The organism is Nocardia sp. CDC153 (assembly GCF_035818515.1).
Lineage (GTDB): Bacteria > Actinomycetota > Actinomycetes > Mycobacteriales > Mycobacteriaceae > Nocardia.
On the sequence record NZ_JAYKYU010000005.1, the window covers coordinates 402,896 to 423,190 of the forward strand.

At 68.1% G+C, this 20,295-nt stretch carries 17 protein-coding genes and 1 pseudogene; 7 read left to right on the forward strand and 11 right to left on the reverse strand.

The genetic code is table 11. From position 1 onward, the window contains the following. Positions 1-119 precede the first annotated feature (119 nt). The gene (locus VMT65_RS28555) at positions 120-1,025 is read left to right on the forward strand and encodes a serine hydrolase (RefSeq protein ID WP_326311580.1); all 906 of its coding nucleotides are present in this window, start codon (positions 120-122) and stop codon (positions 1,023-1,025) included. Here VMT65_RS28555 and VMT65_RS28560 read toward each other — a convergent pair. Together VMT65_RS28560 and VMT65_RS28565 are read right to left on the reverse strand one after the other, a co-directional pair. Continuing rightward, positions 974-1,927, reverse strand: coding sequence for a LysR family transcriptional regulator (locus VMT65_RS28560; RefSeq protein WP_326311581.1), 954 nt, complete (start codon positions 1,925-1,927; stop codon positions 974-976). The two genes, VMT65_RS28555 and VMT65_RS28560, sit on opposite strands and share 52 nt — an antisense overlap. Before the next feature lie 33 nt (positions 1,928-1,960). Then, a complete protein-coding gene (locus tag VMT65_RS28565; protein WP_326311582.1) occupies positions 1,961-2,821 on the reverse strand; it encodes a thioesterase family protein in 861 nt (286 codons plus the stop codon). 144 nt (positions 2,822-2,965) lie between these two features. Here VMT65_RS28565 and acpM point away from each other — a divergent pair, with 144 nt between their 5' ends. Then, on the forward strand, positions 2,966-3,289 hold the full coding sequence (acpM, locus tag VMT65_RS28570; protein WP_326311909.1) for a meromycolate extension acyl carrier protein AcpM: 324 nt from the start codon (positions 2,966-2,968) through the stop codon (positions 3,287-3,289). After that, positions 3,290-3,736 carry an SRPBCC family protein gene (locus VMT65_RS28575; protein WP_326311583.1) on the forward strand — a complete coding sequence of 149 codons (447 nt, stop codon included), beginning with the start codon at positions 3,290-3,292 and terminating at the stop codon, positions 3,734-3,736. It abuts the gene before it with no gap. Here the strand turns inward: VMT65_RS28575 and VMT65_RS28580 are convergent. Beyond that, positions 3,698-4,516 (reverse strand): formate/nitrite transporter family protein, encoded by an 819-nt coding sequence (locus VMT65_RS28580; RefSeq protein ID WP_326311584.1) that lies wholly within the window; start codon positions 4,514-4,516, stop codon positions 3,698-3,700. The genes VMT65_RS28575 and VMT65_RS28580 overlap by 39 nt on opposite strands. A gap of 70 nt (positions 4,517-4,586) precedes the next feature. After that, positions 4,587-5,735 (reverse strand): alkaline phosphatase family protein, encoded by a 1,149-nt coding sequence (locus VMT65_RS28585; RefSeq protein ID WP_326311585.1) that lies wholly within the window; start codon positions 5,733-5,735, stop codon positions 4,587-4,589. A gap of 119 nt (positions 5,736-5,854) precedes the next feature. Here VMT65_RS28585 and VMT65_RS28590 point away from each other — a divergent pair. Further along, positions 5,855-7,417 (forward strand): annotated as a pseudogene (locus VMT65_RS28590) (L-lactate permease); the annotation flags it as partial. Here the strand turns inward: VMT65_RS28590 and VMT65_RS28595 are convergent. From VMT65_RS28595 to VMT65_RS28610, 4 genes are all read right to left on the reverse strand, one after another. Beyond that, positions 7,349-8,965 carry an amino acid permease gene (locus VMT65_RS28595; RefSeq protein ID WP_326311586.1) on the reverse strand — a complete coding sequence of 539 codons (1,617 nt, stop codon included), beginning with the start codon at positions 8,963-8,965 and terminating at the stop codon, positions 7,349-7,351. The pseudogene VMT65_RS28590 and the gene VMT65_RS28595 sit on opposite strands and share 69 nt — an antisense overlap. Positions 8,966-8,997: 32 nt before the next feature. Next, positions 8,998-10,068, reverse strand: a complete 1,071-nt coding sequence (locus VMT65_RS28600; RefSeq protein WP_326311910.1) for a Glu/Leu/Phe/Val family dehydrogenase — start codon at positions 10,066-10,068, stop codon at positions 8,998-9,000. A 132-nt stretch (positions 10,069-10,200) separates the two neighbouring features. Further along, complete coding sequence (locus VMT65_RS28605) at positions 10,201-13,674, reverse strand: indolepyruvate ferredoxin oxidoreductase family protein (RefSeq protein WP_326311587.1); 3,474 nt, start codon at positions 13,672-13,674, stop codon at positions 10,201-10,203. Between the two features lie 176 nt (positions 13,675-13,850). Next, the gene (locus tag VMT65_RS28610; RefSeq protein ID WP_326311588.1) at positions 13,851-14,336 is read right to left on the reverse strand and encodes an Lrp/AsnC family transcriptional regulator; all 486 of its coding nucleotides are present in this window, start codon (positions 14,334-14,336) and stop codon (positions 13,851-13,853) included. Between the two features lie 119 nt (positions 14,337-14,455). Between VMT65_RS28610 and VMT65_RS28615 the strand changes: the two genes are divergently transcribed. From VMT65_RS28615 to VMT65_RS28625, 3 genes are read left to right on the forward strand one after another with little or no spacing between them, the layout of a single operon-like run. After that, positions 14,456-15,001 (forward strand): LppP/LprE family lipoprotein, encoded by a 546-nt coding sequence (locus tag VMT65_RS28615; protein WP_326311589.1) that lies wholly within the window; start codon positions 14,456-14,458, stop codon positions 14,999-15,001. Between the two features lie 49 nt (positions 15,002-15,050). Beyond that, positions 15,051-15,980: a hypothetical protein gene (locus VMT65_RS28620; protein WP_326311590.1), complete on the forward strand. Its 930-nt coding sequence runs from the start codon at positions 15,051-15,053 to the stop codon at positions 15,978-15,980. Further along, on the forward strand, positions 15,977-16,519 hold the full coding sequence (locus VMT65_RS28625; RefSeq protein ID WP_326311591.1) for an ABA4-like family protein: 543 nt from the start codon (positions 15,977-15,979) through the stop codon (positions 16,517-16,519). Before VMT65_RS28620 ends, VMT65_RS28625 begins: the two co-directional genes overlap by 4 nt. Here the strand turns inward: VMT65_RS28625 and VMT65_RS28630 are convergent. Genes VMT65_RS28630 through VMT65_RS28640 form a run of 3 tightly spaced genes read right to left on the reverse strand, consistent with a single transcriptional unit; the run spans position 16,403 to position 20,075 of the window. Next, a complete protein-coding gene (locus VMT65_RS28630; RefSeq protein WP_326311592.1) occupies positions 16,403-17,428 on the reverse strand; it encodes an SGNH/GDSL hydrolase family protein in 1,026 nt (341 codons plus the stop codon). The genes VMT65_RS28625 and VMT65_RS28630 overlap by 117 nt on opposite strands. A 46-nt stretch (positions 17,429-17,474) precedes the next feature. Continuing rightward, positions 17,475-19,028, reverse strand: a complete 1,554-nt coding sequence (locus tag VMT65_RS28635; RefSeq protein ID WP_326311593.1) for an ArnT family glycosyltransferase — start codon at positions 19,026-19,028, stop codon at positions 17,475-17,477. A 48-nt stretch (positions 19,029-19,076) separates the two neighbouring features. Beyond that, the gene (locus VMT65_RS28640) at positions 19,077-20,075 is read right to left on the reverse strand and encodes an SGNH/GDSL hydrolase family protein (protein ID WP_326311594.1); all 999 of its coding nucleotides are present in this window, start codon (positions 20,073-20,075) and stop codon (positions 19,077-19,079) included. Positions 20,076-20,295: the final 220 nt, after the last annotated feature.

The window sequence follows — 20,295 nt, forward strand, 5'->3', positions numbered from 1 at the left end:
AAGACCAACACGGACCGAAACCGATATAGGTATCGATATCGTTGCTGCTAGCAGCGGCCTTCCGGAACCGTGTCGCGGGCGGTTGACGGCCGGATCGGGGCACCCGGAATGCTGGGGGAGTGGACGAGATCTTCCGAACGGCCGGTGTCGAGGGGCGGGTGCACGCCCGCTGTTTCGACTGCGACGGCGAATTCGGCTGGGGTGCCGACGAACCGGTGGTGCTGTCCTCGGTGGTGAAGGTGCCGCTGGTGCTGGAGTTCGCGCGGCAGGTGGCGGCGGGCCAGCTCGACGCCACCGATCGGGTGCGGGCGACGGCGGCGGATCGACTCGGCGGCGTGGGGACCGCGGGCTGTCTCGACGATGTCGAGTACAGCCTGCGCGATGCCGCCTACTTCGCGCTCACCATGAGCGACAACACCGCCGCGGACCTGCTGTTCGACCGGGTCGGGGTGGAGAACGTGCGCTCGCTGGTGCGCGAGCTCGGGCTCACGCGGACCCGCGTGGACGGGTCGCTGCGGGACATCCTCTACAGCATGGCCGAGGATATCGGGGCGCGTGACCTGCAGGAATTCGCGCGGCGCTATCCGGAATCGAGTGCCGCGGAGGTGTTCGGGTCGCGGGCGGTGGATCCGCTGCGAACCACCGCGAGCACGCCGCGCGACATGACTCGGCTGCTGCTGTTGATCGGTCGCGACGAGGCCGCCGCGCCCGAGGCCTGCGGGTGGGTGCGAGACCTCATGCGGCAGCAGGTGTTCGGGCATCGGCTGCCCTCGGGGTTCCCGCCCGGGACCGACATCTGGTCCAAGACCGGGACGCTGCCCGGGATCCGCAACGAGATCGGGGTGGTCGGCTACCCCGACGGAAGTCGTTACGCGGTAGCGGTTTTCACCGTGTCACACCGGCTGGCCGGGCGACAACCCGCGGTGGATCGGGCCATCGGCGAGGCGGCGCGCACGGCGGTCGAGCGCATCGCTCACGCCCGTCCCGCCACCACGTCCCACGGTCGGCGCTGCGGCGTCTGCTGAGGCGGTGCCGGTCGGGACGCGCCATCGCCCTGCAGCACGGTGGCGATGAGTTCCGCGAGTTCACGCACCAGCGGATGCGGGGCCGCGGCGGGCCAGGTCAGGGCCAGACGCCAGCTCAGCGTGCCTTCGGGCAGCGGCCGCCACACCACGCGCGGCTCCTTCTGCGCGACCAGGCCCTGGTCGAAGGCGACACCGCGCCCGGAAAGCACCATGCCGAGCACGAATTCGGGATTGCGGGCGTGCTGCACCGACGTGGGGCGGAAGCCGTGCTCCCAACACGTGCGCAGGGTGGCGTCGTAGAGGCCGGGCGCGGCGGCGCGCGGGAAGATCACCAGTCCGTGTCCGGCCAGATCGGCCAGGGTCAGCGCGGCGCGGGCTGCCAACGGGGAGTCGCGCGGCAGCACCACGCCGAGCGGAGTCTCCACCGCCGGACCGGACTCGAGCCCGACCACATCCACCGGGTACTGCAGCAGCCCCGCGTCCAACTGCCGATCCGCCAGCAGCCGAACCTGTTCGGCGGTGGTCAACTCCTGCAGATCGACCCGCACCTCCCGGCTCTCGAACGCGGTCACCAGCGCCGCGAGCACCCGGCCCGCCAGCTCGGGCGGCACCCCGACCCGCAGCGCGTCGATCTCCCCGCGATGCGCCTTCCCGACCAGCGAGGTGGCCCGCTCCCACCGCGCGATCAAATCCCGCGCCTCCACCAGCAGAATCTGGCCCGCCTCGGTCAACTCCACCCGGCGGCTGTCGCGCTCGAGCAGTCGCGCGCCGAGATCGCTCTCCAACTTCCGGATCCGCTGACTCAGCGCGGGCTGCGCGATCCGCAACCGCTCCGCCGCCCGCCCGAAGTGCAGCTCCTCGGCCACGGCGATGAAGTAGCGCAACTGACGCAGCGGATCCATTCCCCGACGATATAGGTTTCCTTATCGCCGGGCTCAGGCTCGGGCGCGGACCTCGAGAATCTGCATGCCGCGACCGATCGGTCCCTGCTCGTCGTGCAGCACGGTCGAGCACAGGCCGACGCCGTCCGGGCCGATGGTGGTCTCGACCGCGAGGCCGATCCATTCGCCGACCGGGAGGCGGTACAGGTCGATGGTCAGGTCGGTGTTGAGAAACGTCCACTGGGACGGGTCCAGTTGTGCGCCAACGCCATTGGCGACGTCGGCGACCGAGAAGACTCGGACCAGGGGTGAGATGTGTTCGCCCTCGACCACGTCGACCAGGGGGCGGACCCACACCCGCCGGGTGATCGCGTCGCTCTCGACGGCCCGGATCTCGACCGAGCGGACGTAGCCCACATCCCAGCCGTCCGGTACGCCCCAGCCGATCTCCGCCGACTCGGGCAGGGCGGGCAGGGCCGGATCCGCGTAATGGGTCACCGACGAGCTGTCGGAGGTGGCGATGCGCCAGGCCGACGCCTTGGCCACCACCCGGCCGCTGCCGTCGGGTTGCGGCGCAATCAATTCCGCGGCCACCAGTTCGACCCGCTTGCCCGGCCGCTCCACCCAGGCCCGCACGCCGATCTCGCCGACGGGTACCGGCCCCAGGATCTCCATCGTGAAGCGCGCCACCCGTGTGCCCTCGCGCGGTGCGCAGCGCTCCACGGCCCGCGCCAGCAGCGCCGACGGGGGCGCGCCGTGCTGCATGGATGCCGCCCACACGCTCACGGTCGACTCGCTCGCCGCATAGCGCTCGTAGCCGTCGGCTCCCGGGCCCCGTGAGACGTAGTACGCGGGCAGTTCGGCCGCTTCGGCCGTCGCGGGCTCATGGGCCGCTGTCATGTCGACTCGGGTCACCAAGGCAACGTATCAGCCCACGTCCGAACCACTAGACGCCGTACGACACAAGCGGGTTCGCATTGTGCCGTCGGTCACAGTCGGTTGCACCTCCACCCGGGTGGAGCTCCTAGCGTGCTGGGCACCAACGAGAAAGGCAGCACCATGGTTGCTACGCAGGACGAAATCGTGGCCGGTATCGCGTCGATCATCGAGGAGGTGACCGGTATCGAGCCCTCCGAAGTGGGCATCGAGAAGTCGTTCGTGGACGATCTCGACATCGATTCCCTGTCCCTGGTCGAGATCGCCGTCCAACTCGAGGACACCTACAAGGTGACGGTGCCCGACGAGGATCTGGCGAGTCTGCGGACCGTCGGCGACGCGGTGGCCTACGTTCAGAAGATGAGCGTCGACAAGCCCGAACTCGCCGCTGAGTTGGAAGCGAAATTCACCGAGGTCAACGGCGAGGCCCCCACCGGGACCGAGTAGGTGATAGCCGATGCGGGCCGGGACCCCGCCACCGTCGAGCTCGGCAGCTTCCTGTCTCGACCGCCGGCCACGGTCTGGCGCTTCCTGACCGACCCGGACCTCCTCGCGCGATGGTTGTTGCGCCCGAAGGGGTTTGCCGCATCGGTGGGCACGCGATTCACCTTCCCGCTACCGAACCCCTCGGCCGGGCAGATCTCCTGCGAGGTCCTCGCCGTTCGCCCGGCCGAACAACTGACCTACACCTGGCACGGCCGCGTGGACGAGAACCCCACCCACTGGATCGTCCACTGGATCTTGCACCCGGAAGGCCGCGGCACCCGATTCCTGGTAACCCAAACAGGTTTCGACATCACCCACCGCCGCCACAAAATGGCCCGCAATGCCGTGGAACGCAGCTGGACCCGAGCCCTACCTCGCCTCGACCAGGCACTCCACCATCTCAGCTGACCCCGCCGCGCGGGTGCGGCGGGCGGCCGAGGTGTACCAGTAGGCGGCTCCCACCAGCAGTCCGCCGCCGACGATATTGCCGGGGATCGTGTAGACGAGGTTGTGGAGCAGGGCGGTGAAAGTGGTTTGGCCTTCGAAGATTCCGATGGTGTAGAGGGACATGTTGGCCACGCAGTGCTCGAATCCCACGGAGACGAAGACCAGGACCGGGAGCCAGAGTAGGGCGAGTTTGGCACCGGGGGTCCGGACCCGGGTGAACATCCACACCGCCAGGCAGACGAGCATGTTGCAGAGGACCGCGCGCCAGAACAGCTGACCGCCGTGCAGGGCATCCTTCGCCGAAAGCAGTTCGGCGAGCATGGATTTGGCGGTCGGGGAGGACATCACGCCGGAGGCGTGGGTCATGGCGGCGAAGAGCAGGGTGCCGAGGAAATTGCCGATCAGGGTGGCCGCCCACGCGGTGAGCATGGGTTTCACGCCGGTGCGGCCGGAGAGCACGCCGACGAGCATGACCATCACCGTCGAGGTGAACAGTTGGGCTCCGGCGAACATCACCAGGGTCAGTGCGATGGGGAAGACCGCGCCCTCGAGCAGTTTCACCGCGGGGGAGTGCTCGGCCACGAACGGCGAGACCGCGACGAGCAGGAGCACCTCGCCGACGGCGATGTAGACACCGGCGAGCATGGCCGACACCAGAAAACGTCCCGGACTCCGCAACTCCTCGGCCTTGTGCACGGCCTGGTCGACGGTGTCGGCGATGGTGTCGGGAACGGTATTCACCAACTCGACTTTAGAAACCGCCGACCTCGATGGATACGGACGAATGTCCCGACCGCCGAATCGGTGTGCGTCACTTGATCACGACATCGTCCGGCGGCGGCAGGGTGGTGCCGTCGCGCAGCAGGACGGGACCGACGGTGGTGGGCGTGGCCACCGGCGGGGGTGGCGGCGGTGTGGGCGTCGGCCTCGGCTGGGGCGGCGGCGGTTGCACGATGGTCGTGCCGAACGCCGGTGGGGCGGGCATCAGCGGGACGCGAGCATCCGGGCGCTGCTCGACCAGGTCGGCCAGGCCCGGATCGTCGTCCACGCGCGGCACTCCCAAGGGCGGCAATCCCAGCAGCTGCAGAACCGTTTTGGTGATGCTGGTGTGGCCGCACCACCGGTGGTCGATACCGGGACGCACGCGGCCGCCGAACATGAGCAGCGGCAGCCTCGAACCGTAGGCGAGCTGATGGCCGGAAAGATCGGATTCGATGTGCGGCGGGACGACATGGTCGTCGTAGCCGCCCCAGTCGTCCCAGGTGAGCAGGAATACCGTCGAATCCCACAGTCCCGCGGCCACAATCGCGCTCACCGTCTGCCATACGGCGTTGTGGCCGATGGTGACGTCGGCGGCCGGATGCTCATCGCTGGGCGAATCGTGCCAGAGCATCGACAGCGCCGGAAGCGTGCCCGCCGCGGCGTCGGCGGCGAGCTGATCGCTGCGGACGATATTCGGCGAGCCCTGCAGCTGCCGGTAGAACTCGACGGGATAACCCGAAGTCCCGGTGTAAGCGCGCCAGGAGATTCCGTGATCCCCGGCGTGGCCGGGCAGGCTCGGCATGTCCCAAACGGGTTGCGGCCCTTTGCGAGACGGATTCTTCAAGGTCGGCGTCTGTCCGCCGACGATCAACAGATGATTCGGCGTGGAGTTGGTCCCGAACCCGCTGCAGTGGTTTTCCAGTAGCGCCCCACTCGCCGCCAGCCACGCGTAGAACGGCATTACCGCGGCGGTATCGAATTGCACATGCGCCCCGGTGATCTTCCGCGCCAACCACCGGACCCAGGTCGCGCGATCATGCGGCTGATCCGACGCGGGTGGATTCGTCGCGGTCGGCCAACCCGTGGCAATGTTCGCGCCATAGGCGGCCGCGGACCGCAAATAATTGTCGGTGGTGTGATTCTCCTGCACCATCACTACGACGTGCTCGATGGGCCCCGGCGTTCGGCTGTGTGCCATACCCCGCACGCTATCGCTGAGTATTTGCCGAACCGTGGATGGCACGCCGACCCGGCCAACCTATCGGGAATCGCCTGTGGGCGGCTGTGTTCCGACCGACCATTATGTCGGAGGTTGCCATGTATCAGCAGATTCTCGATCCGGTCGCCCATTCCCTCGCGTGGAGTTCACTCGTCGCGGCGCTACCCCTACTGACCTTGTTCGTGCTGCTGGGCGTGCTGCGCTGGGCCGCGTGGATCGCCTCCCTGGCAGCGCTCGCGGTCGCCCTGATCGTCGCGGTCTGGGCCTACGGCATGCCGGTCGGTCAGGCCGCGTTGGCCGGATCGGAGGGGGCGGCCTTCGGGTTCTTCCCGATCCTGTGGATCGTCATCAATGCCATCTGGGTCTACAACATGACCGTCGCGACAGGCCATTTCGACGTGTTGCGGCGCTCGTTCGCCAGCGTCAGCGACGACCAGCGCATTCAAGCCATGCTCATCGCCTTCTGCTTCGGCGCGCTGATGGAGGCGCTGGCCGGATTCGGGACGCCGGTCGCGGTGACGGCTGTCATGCTGATCGCCCTGGGATTCGCGCCCCTGAAGGCGGCCGTACTGGCGCTGACCGCGAATACCGCGCCGGTCGCATTCGGCGCGATGGCTACGCCCATCATCACGCTGGGCACCGTCACCGGGCATTCCTCGGACACTCTCGGCGCGATGGTGGGCCGCCAGACTCCCATTCTGGCGCTGTTCGTTCCGCTGGTGCTGGTGTTGATCGTGGACCGCCGGAACGGGATTCGCGACACCTGGCCCGCGATTCTGGTCTGTGGAACGTCTTTCGCCGTCGCCCAGTACCTGACGTCGAACTTCATCTCGGTGCCGCTGGCCGACGTGGTGGCCGCACTGGTCTCGGCGGCCGCGGTCATGGCGCTGGTTCGCCTCTGGCGGCCTGCCCGGGTCTACACGGAAGCCGTTGTGGCACCGGTCATGTCGGGTGCCGCGGGAGATGAGCGGTCCCCCGAGGCACCGGAGGAGAGCCGCGACCTACCCCACGACCCGCCCCGCGAGATCGCCCGCGCCTACGCCCCGTACCTGATCATCATCGCCGTCTTCGTGCTCGGCCAGATCGGCCCGATCAAGTCCTGGCTCAACCGCGCGACCCACCAATTCGCCTGGCCCGGACTGCATCTGCTGAACGCCAAGGGCGGCAAGGTCGGCTCGGTGAGCTTCACCCTCAATATCGCGACCACGCCCGGCACCCAGATGCTGGTGGCGGGCGTGGTCACGATGGCGGTCCTGGGTATCTCGATTCCCCGGGCGCTGCGGGCCTACGGCGTGACGCTGTTCCAATTGCGCTGGGCCATCCTCACCGTGATGGCGGTGCTGGCCCTGGCGTATGTCATGAACGCCTCGGGCCAGACCATTACGCTGGGCACCTGGATGGCCGCGGCGGGCGGGTTGTTCGCCCTGCTGTCCCCACTGCTGGGTTGGCTGGGCACCGCCGTCACCGGCTCGGACACCTCGTCGAATTCACTGTTCGGCGCCCTGCAGGTGACCGCCGCCGGAAAGGCCGGGCTGTCACAGATCCTGATGGCCGCGGCCAATAGTTCCGGCGGCGTGCTGGGCAAGATGGTCTCACCGCAGAACTTGGCCATCGCGGCCGCCGCCGTCGGCCTGCACGGCCGTGAGGGCGACATCTTCCGCCGGGTGCTGGGCTGGAGCGTGCTGTTCCTGCTCGGCATGTGTCTGCTGGTGTACCTGCAGTCCACCGTCGTGCTGTCCTGGATGGTTCCGTGACTGGTTGCCCAGCACCGAGTTCCGGCGGCTGTAGGCGAAGTAGATCACGATGCCGATCGCCATCCAGATGACGAATCGCAGCCAGGTCTCGATGGACAGGTTCAGCATGAGCCACAGGCAGGCCAGGGCCGCGAGGATCGGAACGACCGGGACGAACGGGACGCGGAAGCCGCGCTTCAGGTCCGGGCGGGTGCGGCGCAGGATCGGAACGCCCAAGGAGACCAGGACGAACGCCACCAGGGTGCCGATATTGACCATCTCTTCGAGCGTGCCGAAGTCCACGAACCCGGCCAGCAGCGCGCACACGACGCCGACGATGACGGTCAGCCGCACCGGCGTCCCGTGCTTGCCGGTGTGAGCGAGGCCGCGGGGGAGCAGTCCATCGCGAGCCATGGCGAACAGCACGCGGGTCTGGCCCAGGAACATCACCATGACGACGGTCGACAGTCCGGCCAGCGCCCCGATGGAGATGATGTTCTTCACCCAGGTCGCGCCGTGCAACGCGAAAGCCGTTGCCAGGGTGGCGTTTCCACTGGCGAGTTCGGTGTAGGGCACCATGCCGGTCAGCACCAGCGACACCGCGACGTACAGCACGGTCACAATGGCCAGCGATCCGAAGATGCCGCGCGGCACATCACGCTGCGGATTGCGGGTCTCCTCCGCGGTGGTGGCGACCACGTCGAACCCGACGAAGGCGAAGAACACCAGCGAGGCCGCCGCCAGCAGGCCGTACCAGCCGAAATTCGTTCCGCCGGAACCGGTCAGGAAGGAGAACAGCGACTGATGCGCGCCGCTCGCCTGCGCCGAGGGCTGCGACGGCGGAATGTAGGGGCTCAGATTGGAGGCCTTGAAGTAGGTCGCGCCGACCACCAGCACCAGCGCGATCACGGCCAGCTTGATGGCGACCGCGACCGCCGAGACCCGCGAGGACAGTTTGGTTCCCGTGGCCAGCAGCACGCCGACGATCGCGATGATCAGCACCGCGCCCCAGTCGAAGGAGATCGACCCGACGTGCGCGACCGGATTCACCACATTGCCCAGCACCTCGCCGAGATACTGCGACCACCCCTTGGCGACCACCGAAACCGCCAGGGCGAATTCGAGAATCAGGTCCCACCCGATGATCCAGGCGATGACCTCGCCGAAAGTGGCGTACGCGAAGGTGTACGCACTGCCCGCCACGGGCACCGTCGAGGCGAATTCGGCGTAGCACAACGCCGTCAATCCGCACGCGATGGCCGCGAACACGAAGGCCAGCGAGACCGAGGGCCCCGCGACCGTGCCCGCGGTCCGGGCGGTGAGCGTGAAGATGCCCGCCCCGATGACCACCGCGACACCGAAGATGGTCAGATCCCGCGCCGTGAGATCCTTGCGTAGCTTGGAATCCGGTTCATCGGTATCCCTGATCGATTGCTCGACGGACTTGGTGCGGAACACTCCGCTCGCGAACGCCACTTTGCGTCTCCTCTGTTGAAAAACTACGGCGATCAGAGGGCCCGCGGAATGGCGTCGAGACGCCGCTCCGCGAACCGATTCGCCGCCGCACCGGTGCCGATTCCCTCGGCCTTGCTTTCCGCGATGATGTCGCGGCAACGGTCGAAGATGCCCCTCACCGCGTCTTCGACCTCGGCCGGTGCCGCCTTGCGCAGCTCACCGGCCACCTGAATGAGCCCACCGGCATTGGCCACGAAGTCCGGGACCCAGGTGATGCCGCGCTCGTTCAGGGCGTATTCCACCGCGGGCGTGGCCAACTGGTTGTTGGCGGCGCCGCAGACGAGTTTCGCCTCGATGGCCTCGGCGCTGGACGCGGTGAGCGTGCCGCCGAGGGCGCAGGGGGCGTAGACGTCGACCGGAGCGGTGGAGACATTGCTCAACAGTCGAACCGAGGGATGAGTCTTCGAAACGCGTTCCAGCGCGGCCTCGTTCACGTCGGTCGCGCAGACCTCCGCGCCGTCGGCGAGCAGCAGCGCGATGAGCTCGTTGCCCACCTTGCCGACACCCTCGACGCCGACCGTGCGGCCCGCCAGGGTCGGTGCGCCCCAAACGGATTCGGCACCGGCGCGCATGGCGTTGAAGACACCCAGCGCGGTCAACCGGGCGCTGTCGCCAGAGCCGCCCGCGGCCTTGCTGCGGCCGGTCACGTAGCCGGTGTAGCGGCCGATGGTGTCCAGATCGTCGGTGTTGGTGCCGACGTCACCCGCCGTGATGTACCGGCCGCCAAGGGATTCCACGAATCGCGCGTACGCCGCGAAGAGCTCCTCGCTCTTGTCGACCGCGGGATCGCCGATGATGACGGCCTTGCCGCCGCCCAGATCGCAGCCCGCGGCCGCCGCCTTGTAGGTCATGCCCCACGACAGGCGCAGCACATCGTCGAGTGCGTCCGACTCCGAGGCGTACGGGTACATCCGCGTCCCGCCCAGCGCCGGACCCAGCGTGGTCGAGTGAATGGCGATGATCGCCTTGAGCCCGCTCTTGTCGTCTTCGCAGAACACGACCTGCTCGTGGCGACGGCCACTGAGCTCGTGCGAGCGGCCGAAGACCCCTGCGTCGGTGTGCATTGCGGTCACAATCGATTCCTTTCGTGGGCGCCGCTTGTGGCGGCTGTGGGGTGGCCGCGTGGTGGGCGGCCGGTTGTGGGCGCACCTCGTCACCCCCGGCATGGGTGTGCCGGGAGGACAGGGCGATCGGGGTTAGTGGTCGAGGCCGAGTTCGCGCAGGCGGGCTCGGTAGAGCTCGACATTGCCGAGCTTGACGTCCTCGTAGCCGCGGACCAGGTCGGGTAGACCGGCGGCCTCGGTGGCCGTGGCGTAGGTCTGGTCGGTGAGTCCGGCGGCGAGGCGGTGGATCATTTCGGTGTAGTGGGACAGCAGCTCCCGCTCCACCTTGCGGACGTGCGCGTAGCCGAACGGGTCCAGCTTGGTGCCGCGCAGTGCCTTGCCCTTGGCCAGAATCTTCAGGGCCACATGGGTTTTGGGGGTCAGGCCGATCTTCTTCTTGCGGCCCATGGCCCGCAGCATCGGGGGATGCAGCTTGTAGGTGAGCTTCTCGCCGCCGGGCACCTGGGCCTGCACATCGGCCAGGAAGGCGGGATCCACCAGCAGCCGCGCCACCTCGTACTCGTCCTTGTACGCGGTGAACTTGTACAGTCCGCGCGCGACGGCCTCGCTGAACTCGGTGCGGTCGGTGACCGCCCGCTCGGCGTTCCAGGCGGCCTGGACCGTCTCGATGTAGCGGCGCGCCACCTTCACGTTCTGGTAGTCGATCAGTTCGGCGGCCCGCAACTCGACCAGCCGCCGCACCTCACCGTCGAAGCCGGTGCCCGCCAACAGTTCCGCCGGTACCGTGCGCGGCGCACGCCGCGCGGTGGTCGATTCGGTGGCGACGGCGAAGGCGTCCGGATCGGCGATGGCCACGCGTCCCCAGCGGAAGGCCGCGATATTGGCCTTCACCGCGACCCCGTTGATGGTGATCGCCTCCTCGATCGCCGCCGCGGGCAGTCGCAGCCCACCGGTCTGGAAGGCCGCGCCGACCATGAGGAAGTTGGCGGCGGCGGTATTCCCGAACAGCTGCTGCGCGGCCGCGAGTGCGTCGAAGTGGAACAGCGAATCCGACACCGCCGCAAGACGATCCAGCATCGACCCGGTGTCGGGGTAGGTGACCGACTTGTCGTAGACCATGTCGCCGGTCGGGGTCTGGCTGGTCGAGGCCACCACAACCGTGCTGCCCGGATTGCCGTACGCGAGATTCTTGGGGTCGGCCGCACCCAGTAGGTCGATGGCCATGATGCAGTCCGCGCTGCCCGGTGTGAGCCGGTTGGACGGCTCCAATTCCGTGGTGGCGAAACGCAAGTGCGACAGCACCGGACCGGCCTTCTGGCTCAGCCCGATCTGGTCCAGGCTCTCCACGAAATACCCGGCCCGCAGCGCGGCGGTGGCCAGCACCTGGTTGACGGTCACAATCCCGGTCCCGCCGATACCCGCGATGAGCACGTTCTGCGTGCCCAGCGGTGCGCCCAGGCCCGGGTCGGTGACGGCGGGCGGCTCGGGGGTCTTGCGCTTGGCGGCCTTGCCCTTGCCCTCCGGGTTCAGCTCCACGGTCACGAACGACGGGCAGTCCCCGTCCAGGCAGCTGTAGTCGGTATTGCACGAGGTCTGGTCGATGCGCGTCTTGCGCCCGAACTCGGTCTCCACCGGCTGCACCGACAGACAGTTCGACTTGGTGCCGCAGTCGCCGCAGCCCTCACACACCGCCTCGTTGATCACCACGCGGGTATTGCGCACCGGCAGCGTCCCCCGCTTGCGCTGGCGACGCGCGTCGGCGGCGCAGTGCTGGTCGTAGATCAGCACGGTCACGCCCTTGATCTCGCGCAGCATCCGCTGGGCCTCGTCGAGCCGATCGCGATGCCACAGCAGCGTGCCCTTGGCGAGCGCCTTCTTGTTGTGCCGCTTGGGATCATCGGCGCAGATGATGATCTGCTTGACGCCCTCGGTGGTCAGCTTGTGGGTCAGCTTCGCGACCGTGAGCCCGCCCTCGACGTCCTGCGCGCCGGTCATCGCGACGACCTCGTTGTAGAGCAGCTTGTAGGTGATGTTCACCCCCGCCGCCACGCACGCCTGCACCGCCAGCTGCCCGGAGTGGAAGAACGTGCCGTCGCCGATGTTCTGGAACAGGTGCGGCACATCAGTGAACGGCGCCTGCCCGATCCACTGGCTGCCCTCACCGCCCATCTGGGTCAGCCCGGTCACCGCGCTGTCGCTGCGGCCGGACAGCGTCACCAGCGTGTGGCAGCCGATGCCGCCGCCGCCGATCGACCCCTCCGGAATCGCGGTGGAGCGATTGTGCGGGCAGCCGCTGCAGAAGTACGGGGTGCGCTTGGCCGACAGCACCTCCAGCGAAAGCGCGGGCGGTGGAGCCTTTTTCAGCTCGACGTGATCGCGCAGCACCCGCCGCAGCGGGGCCAGCAGGCGGCCCGCGGTGAGCTCGCCGTCGAACGGCATGAGCGGCATGCCCTTGGCATCCAGCTTGCCGATGATGCGGGGCGCATTCGCGGTGCCGTACAGGATCTCCCGGATCTGGGTCTCGATGAAGGCGGTCTTGTCCTCGACCACGATCACCTGCTCGAGCCCGTGCGCGAACTCGAGAACCCGCTGCGCGCCAACGGGATACGGCATGCCGATGCGCAGCAGCCGGATTCCGGCGCGGTGCATGGCCGCCTCGTCGACCCCGAGGTCCACCAGCGCCTGCCGCACCGCGTCGAAAGTGGTTCCGGTGGCTGCGATTCCGATCTTCGCGTCGGCCGGATCCACCTCGATGACATCGAGCTCGTTGGCCGCCCCGAAGGCCCGCACCGTGGCCCAGCGCGGCCCGTACAGATCCGCCTCGGCCAGCACGCTGTCGGCGGGGGCCGCCATCGGCCGCTGCCGATAGGTGAAAGTCTTCCCCTCCCACTGGATCTCGGGCACCTCGATGGGCAGCTCCGCGACCGAGGAGTCCACGGTCCACGCGCCGTCGGCGACATCGGCCACGATCTTCATGGCCACGATGCACCCCGAGGCCCGCGACAGCGCCACCCCCTGCATGCCCATGGTGATGATCTCGCGGGCATTGCGCGGGAACAGCACCGGAACACCCATGGCCGCCAGCGACCGCTCGCTCACCGCGGGCACGGTCGAGGACTTCGAGGCCGGATCATCACCCACCAGCAGCAGCACGCCGCCGCGCGGATTCACCCCGTACATATTGGCGTGCCGAATGGCATCGGTGGCCCGGTCCACGCCCGGCCCCTTGCCGTACCACACGCCCACCACGCCATCGTGTGTCGCCGTGCCCGCGGGCAGATCGGCCTGACTGCCCCACACCGAGGTGGCCGCGAGCTCCTCGTTGAAACCCGGAACGAAGGTGATGTCGTGTTCGGACAGCACATTCGGCATGCCCAGCAGCATCTTGTCGACCCCGCCCAGCGGGCTGCCCTGATAGCCGGAGACGAAGGTCGCGACCCGATGCCCGGCGCGCATGTCGCGCACGTGCTGCTCGACCAGCAGTCTGGCAATGGCCTGCACACCGGTGAGAAGAACCGGACCCGCGCCGGACCGGTAGCGGTCGGCGAGGTCATAGGGCGCAGCTGGTTCGGCCTGCCGAACAGGCGCCCAGGCAACGTCGGTCATTGACAGTCACCACACTCTCTACAGCCTCGTGAGCTGCATAGGACGGGGATCAAGCGATCGGTGCAGCGAAATCTGCCGTGATGTGTGATGTGTGTCAACTGAGGCGCGAAAAGTTGATCAGATTGCTCAAAAGTGATCTGGAACACTGTGACGCGCGCATCATTTTGCTCAGGCGGTCATTCGACGGCTGGATGACGTGTCAGGTGCTCGACGAGGGGCAGCGAGCGGTACTCGACCGGAGTCGCCAGGGCGAGCATGGTTTCGGTGTGCTTGACCCCCGGGATGGAGTGCACGCGCTGAATGATCGCCAACAGATCCGGCTGCGACCGCGCGGCGATCCGCACCAGTAGATCCCCGCGCCCGGTCGTCGCGTGCACCTCGAGCACGTTCGGGAACTCCCGCAGCGCCTCGACGATGTCGTTCATCTTGTTCTGGTTCAGCTCGATCCCGAGGAACGCGTGCACCGCGAACCCGATGGCCTCGAGATCCACGTCCGGCGGATATCCCCGCACCACGCCCGACGCCTCGAGCCGTTTCATCCTGGCCTGCACCGTGTTCCGTGCGATCCCCAGCCGCTGCGCCAACTCCAGGATCGGCGCGCGCGGATCGGCCGCCAACTCCGCGAGCAGCGCGGAATCCAGGCCATCGATCTTGATGCTCATAACGCATTCTCGCATTCCGCTACATTTCCAACGCGCACCTCTGCCGGGTTCGCGGCGGGGATAACGCGATTTCCCGCGAGCCCGATCATCATGTCGTGAAGCGAGACCGGAGGGGATTCATGAAGGCCAGGTCAATGGCGGTGGCGGCAGCGGCGGCGGGCGTGGTGCTCGCCGTCGGCGGATGCGGGGGCGGGTCCACGTCGGCGGGTTCGACGACGGAATCCGTTGCCGCACAGCAGCCGGCGGCACCGGCGGGCAGCGGGCACGGGCTGTGCTTCGACGTGAATTCCGATCTCGCCCGGCAGGCCATGGCCCGGCTGTCGGCGCCGCCGCTGGGAAAGTGGCAGGTGGGGCAGTCCAGTGACGATCAGATCTCGGCGGGCTGCGACGGCGTGCTGTCGTGGATGGAGGTGGGCTCGACCGTGAATCACCCGTATTCGCACCTGCTGTTCTTCACCAACGGGACCTATCTGGGCACGGCGACCTCGGAGCCGTACATGTACACGAAGATCACCGGGCATACCCGGACGAGTCTGACGCTGACCTACCACTGGATCAAGGACAACGAGCCCATGTGCTGCCCGCAGGGTGGGCCGAGCGTGGTGACGTTCAGCCTGAACGGCACCAAGGTCACGGCGGACGGGCAGTTCCCGCCGCATACATAGGCATTCGATTTATAGACAGCAGCACTATCGGATAGTTACGCTATCCATTATGAACAGTGTTGCTGTCGCACCCGTTTCCGTCCGAGAGCGTTGGCATCCGCCGCTGGTTTGGCTGGCGGTCGCGATGTTCGCGCTCGTGTTTTTCGCCGCCGGGGGGATGGTGATCGACCATCGGGTCATCACCGGCCTGCCCGCGTGGGACAAGCCCGCGAAATTCGCCCTTTCCGTACTGATTTATGCGGTGACCTGGGCATGGCTCATCCCGCAGCTGCCCAGGGGAAGGCGGGTGGCCCAGCGGGCCGGGACGGTGGCCGCCGCGCTGTTGGGCGTGGAGATGGTCGTCATCGTGGTGCAGGTGGTGCGGGGCACCACCAGTCATTTCAATGTGAGTTCGCCTCTGAACAGCGCGCTTTGGTACACGATGGGGGTGTCGATCGCGGCCACCTGGTTGGCGACCGCGGTGATGAGCGCGCTGCTGTTCCGCAATCCCGGGCCGGATCGGGCGCGCACCCTGGGCATTCGATACGGCAGCCTGCTGTCGCTGCTCGGGATGGCGTTGGGATTCCTCATGGTCGGTCCCAAGGTGGGTCAGCACGATCTGCCGCGCACCATCTCGGGCGCGCACACCGTGGGCCTGCCCGACGGCGGGCCGGGACTGCCGCTGCTCGGCTGGAGCACGGTGGGCGGGGATCTGCGGATTCCGCACTTCGTGGGAATCCATGCGCTGCAGGTGATTCCGCTCGTGGTGATCGCGCTCGAGCTGCTCTCGCGCCGGGTGGGGCCGCTGCGCGACGGGCAGCGGCGGGCCACGCTCGTCACGATCGCCGTCGCCGCCTACACGGCCTTGCTCGGCGTGGTCACCTGGCAGGCGCTGCGCGGTGAGTCGGTGGTGCATCCCCAAGCGCTGACGCTGGTGTCGGTCGCGGCCATTGCCGCGGCGACCGCCGGTGCCGCCACCTGGGTGGTGGTGCGCCGATGACCACCACCCTGTTCTCCCTCGTCTTCTGGCTCGCCGCCCCGTTCTGGGCCGCCATGATCCTTGCCCCGCACCGGGTGTGGACCCGCCGCCTGGTCGCGTCACCGTGGATCGTGTTGCCGCCGCTGCTGGTCTATCTGGCGCTCATGCTCCCGCACTTCGCGCGGTTCTTCGCCGCCATGCTCCGCCCCGACCTCACGACCCTGCGCGACATCCTCGGCGACGACTGGGGCGCGGCCACCGTCTGGGCCCACCTGATCGCCTTCGACCTTTTCATCGGCCGCTGGATCTACCTCGACAGCCGGTCCCGCTCCATCTCACCGCTGCTCGTCTCGCCGATCCTGTTCGTCACCATCCTGCTCTCCCCGATCGGCCTGCTCTCCTATCTGCTGGTGCGCGAACTGGTTTCGCTCACCCGGCGCGGTTCAGCGGGGCTGGACGCTGTGACTGTAGACCTCGGCGGCGAGGGCGGTGTCGCCGCGCGGCGTGGGATGGAAGGGCAGCCCGACCAGGCCCACCTTGGGGTCCAGGACGGCCAGTAGCCACGGGTCGGCGGCGCAGAGGCCGTGGCCTGCGGTGACGGGGCGGGCGTCGACGAAATCGATCGAGAGCAGTTGGGCCGCATCCCGTTCGGCATTGTCGACGCGATTCCAGAACTCGTTGATGGCCCGGGCCCGCGGCTGGACGTAGCGGAAGACGCCCAGCACGTCGAGGCACCAGACCGACGAATTCTCCGGGGCCAGTTCGGGATAGCCGACGAGCTCGGTCCGGGCGTTCGGGGCGTAGTACTTGACGTAGTCGACGACCTTGCGAATGCGGTCGGCGTAGGCGGCCCCGGTGACCGCGTTCAGGTCGGGCCAACGCCCCTGGGTCACCGCGTCGGTGTCGCAGCCGTCGGCGAGGTTGAACGCGCAGGTGAGCTGGGCGGGGGCGTCGGCGGTGGTGGCCGAGTCGCGCGGCCACTCGTCATTGGCGCCCAGCTGGATGGCCACCACCTGGGTGCGCGGGCCGAACGCGCCGTTCCCGGCGGCCTTGATGGCCAACTGCGCCAGGGTGTATCCGTCGCGGCCGGGGACCTGCTGTCCGGTCGAGGTCACCGGGCCGCTGTCGATGGAGGCGTTGGTGCAGGTGGCGTTCTCGAAGTCGGCGGTGCCCGCGACACCCATGAGCGCGCTCAACTGGACGGGCCAGGAGGTGTCGCGGTGCAGGCATTCGTGCGCGGAGGTGTCGTTGTTGCCGTCGCACTTGACCAGCACTCCGTCGCACGGCGGATTGGCGGCGAACGAATCACCGAGCACCACAAGCGTTTTACCCGGGGCGGGAGCCGGTTGATCGGCCCTGGCTGTACCAATCGAACCGGCGGTGCCGATCGACCCGGCCGCGGCGAGCATCGCGACGGTGGCAGCCAGTCGGAGTGGCCACGCGCGGCCCCCGAGGGCCTTGAAACTCATCATGCAATTCCTCGACAACCAAGTAGTGATGCCTCGACAGTGTTGCTCACGAAGCCGGTGGCACGATCATGTAGGTCAAACTCGGCCACGCGACCGACAGCGGCACCCGCGGTTCGCGACAGACCCAAATGGTCACGTGGTGGTTCTGCCCGGCGATGCCGAGCGGATTGTCCATCCGCAATGCCGGTGTGGTGTGGGCGAATTCGGCCAGGAAGGCGCGGACCTGGGGGCCGTCGTTGTAGCCGACGTAGAGGAAGGTCCGGGCCGAGTCCGGCGGTGCGCCGAATTCCGCGAAACCGCGATTGGGGCTGTAGACCGGCGGAATCCATTGGGAGCGACGGTAATGGTCGAGCGCGCCCGCCTCGTTGTAGGCCTCGGTGACGACCACGGCACCGGCCCGGTCCTCGGCGGACAGACCTATCGCGACCCGGTGCACGGCGTCGGCCAGATCCGACCAGTCGTCATTGCCGTAGTGCTGCAGGAAACCCCAGTACCCGGTGTTCGGGACGTCGATCCAGCTGCGCGGGTAGGGGAGGGTCGCCAGGAAGGCGGTCAGCACCGCGGACGCGACGGTCAACGTTGTGAACAGCCGCCGCAGATGTGAACGGGCGTCGGGTGTTTCGAGCAGCCCGGACAGGATCGCGGCCCCGCTGCCGAAGATGGCGGGGACGATTCCGGCCACGTAGTAGGACCGGCCGTGTCCGCCGACGACCAGGACGATCATCAGCAGGCCCGCGACGAGGACGAACCGGTAGGGCCGCAGTCGCGGGTTCCGGGCCAGACCGTACAGGCCCAGCAAACCCAGTCCGCCGCCGAGGAATCCGGTCGTCACCATGATCGCCACGATCGTGCCCCACTGGCCGCCGTCGCTGCCCGCCGTCTCCTGGGCGATGGCCGCATTGGTGGCCAGCTGCGGCCAATCCCGGGTGGCCTGCCACAGCAGGGCCGGGGTCATGGCGACCGCGAAGATCAACAGCCCCAACCACAATGCGGGGCGGCGCAGGATCTCGCGCGGGCCGACCGCGAGCATGGCGAGGCCGATACACGCCGCCAGCATCAGCACCAGCCACTTGTCCTGCACGTCGATCGCGGCGGCCACGCCGACGCCCAGGAGCAACCGGTCGTCGCGGACGCGCACCCAGCGGATCAGCAGCCACAGGATGACCGCCTGGCAGGCCACATCGAAGGCGACACTGTCCAGCACCGTGAACGCCACGACGAACGGCGACAGCGCGTAGGCCGCCGCGGCGAGCATTTGATAGCGCGGCCGCGCGCCGCATTCGGCGGCCACCGCGGCGGCCAGCACCGACACCGCGAACAGCAACAGCAGTCCCGGAATCCGCAGGGCGAGCACCGATCCGGGCGCGAGCAGCTCGCACAGCCGGGCGATCAGCGGAATCACCGGGCCGTTGTCCACGTAGTCGACGGCCAGCCGCCGCCCGCACGCCAGGTAGTACAGCTCGTCGCCCGCGAGTTGGAAGCGCGCCGCGGAGGCCGACCAGACGAGCGTGATCAGGCCGGAGACCAGCACGACGCCCCGCCACGCGAAGCGCGGTGGCGCGACGGGCGATTCGGATTCAGAGGTGTAGGTGAGCGTCATTGCTTCTCCGGGTGCTGCCACGCGGTACTCGATCGCGGGGTGGTGCTGTCAGTTGGGCTGCGCGACGTGGTGGTAGACGGTGGCGGCCACGGCGGCGTCGCCGTGGGCGGAGGGGTGCAGCGGCAGGCCGGAGTGGTCCGGGCGCGGATCCAGCAAGCCGTTGAACCAGGGATCGTTCGAGCACAGGCCGTGGCCCGCGGTCGCGGGCCGCACATCGACGAAGTCGATGCCGAGCAGCCCGGCGGCCTCGCGTTCGGCCGTCTGCAGCCGGTCCCAGAACTCGACCATGGCCCGGGCGCGGGGCTGCACCCAGTTGCCGAGCCCGAAAAGGTCGAAGCACCACACCGAATCGCCTTCCGGCGCGACCTCGGGATAGCCGACGAGTTCGATCCTCGCGTTCGGGGCGTAGTACTTGACGTAGTCGACGACCTTGCGAATCCGCTCGGCGTAGGCGGAACCGGTGATGGCGTCGACGTCGGGCCAGCGGCCCTGGGCCACCGCGTTCTCGTCGCAGCCCTCGAGAATGTCGAAGACGCAGGTGACGACCCGGGACGCGTCGGCGGTGACCGTGGAGTCGCGGGGCCAGGCGTCATTGAAGCCCAGTTGGATTGCCACCACCCGGGTTCGCGGGCCGAATGCGCCGTCCTTCGCGGCGGCCAGGGCCTCCTGTGCCAGCGTGTAGCCGCCCCGACCCGGAACCTCCTGTCCGGTCGAGGTCACCGGGCCGGTGTCGATGGTCGCGCTGGAACACGAATTGTTCTCGACATCCTCGGGGTCGAGGGCCATGAGCGTGCTCAATTGGGCTGGCCAGGAGGAGGGTCCGTGCAGGCAGGCGCGGGGGCCGGTGCCGTCGGTGTCGACGCATTTGGTCAACAGCCCGTCGCAGGGCGGATTCGCGGTGTATGAATCACCGAGGACGACGAGTGACCGACCGGTCGGTGCTGACTCGGCGTCGGCGACCCCCGCCACGACCCCCGTGGCGAGCACGCCGACGGCGGCCAGCCGAATCAGGGACACGGCCGGACCTGTTGTCCAGGAGCTGGTCAATACACAATCCTCATCAAGCCACACACACCATGACGCAGGTCACAGCCATTGACAGTCAAAGCAAAATAGCGTTATTTCACTTAGTTGACAAGCAAGCCCCCGGCACGGCTCGCGTGCCGTCGCGATCACGCCGCGGTATGCGCGCTCGTATTGGAATTATGTTGCCGCGCAGGCGAATTCGACCCGAAAGCGGAGCGCCCCGGCTACAGTGGGCGTCCGG

Coding starts and splice junctions, on each gene's coding strand:
- VMT65_RS28620 (WP_326311590.1), top strand. CDS start 15,051: ATGAACAGTGTTGCTGTCGCACCCGTTTCCGTCCGAGAGCGTTGGCAT.
- VMT65_RS28600 (WP_326311910.1), bottom strand. CDS start 10,068: ATGCACACCGACGCAGGGGTCTTCGGCCGCTCGCACGAGCTCAGTGGC.
- VMT65_RS28635 (WP_326311593.1), bottom strand. CDS start 19,028: ATGACGCTCACCTACACCTCTGAATCCGAATCGCCCGTCGCGCCACCG.
- VMT65_RS28630 (WP_326311592.1), bottom strand. CDS start 17,428: ATGAGTTTCAAGGCCCTCGGGGGCCGCGCGTGGCCACTCCGACTGGCT.
- VMT65_RS28610 (WP_326311588.1), bottom strand. CDS start 14,336: ATGAGCATCAAGATCGATGGCCTGGATTCCGCGCTGCTCGCGGAGTTG.
- VMT65_RS28585 (WP_326311585.1), bottom strand. CDS start 5,735: ATGGCACACAGCCGAACGCCGGGGCCCATCGAGCACGTCGTAGTGATG.
- VMT65_RS28615 (WP_326311589.1), top strand. CDS start 14,456: ATGAAGGCCAGGTCAATGGCGGTGGCGGCAGCGGCGGCGGGCGTGGTG.
- VMT65_RS28560 (WP_326311581.1), bottom strand. CDS start 1,927: ATGGATCCGCTGCGTCAGTTGCGCTACTTCATCGCCGTGGCCGAGGAG.
- VMT65_RS28605 (WP_326311587.1), bottom strand. CDS start 13,674: ATGACCGACGTTGCCTGGGCGCCTGTTCGGCAGGCCGAACCAGCTGCG.
- VMT65_RS28625 (WP_326311591.1), top strand. CDS start 15,977: ATGACCACCACCCTGTTCTCCCTCGTCTTCTGGCTCGCCGCCCCGTTC.
- acpM (WP_326311909.1), top strand. CDS start 2,966: ATGGTTGCTACGCAGGACGAAATCGTGGCCGGTATCGCGTCGATCATC.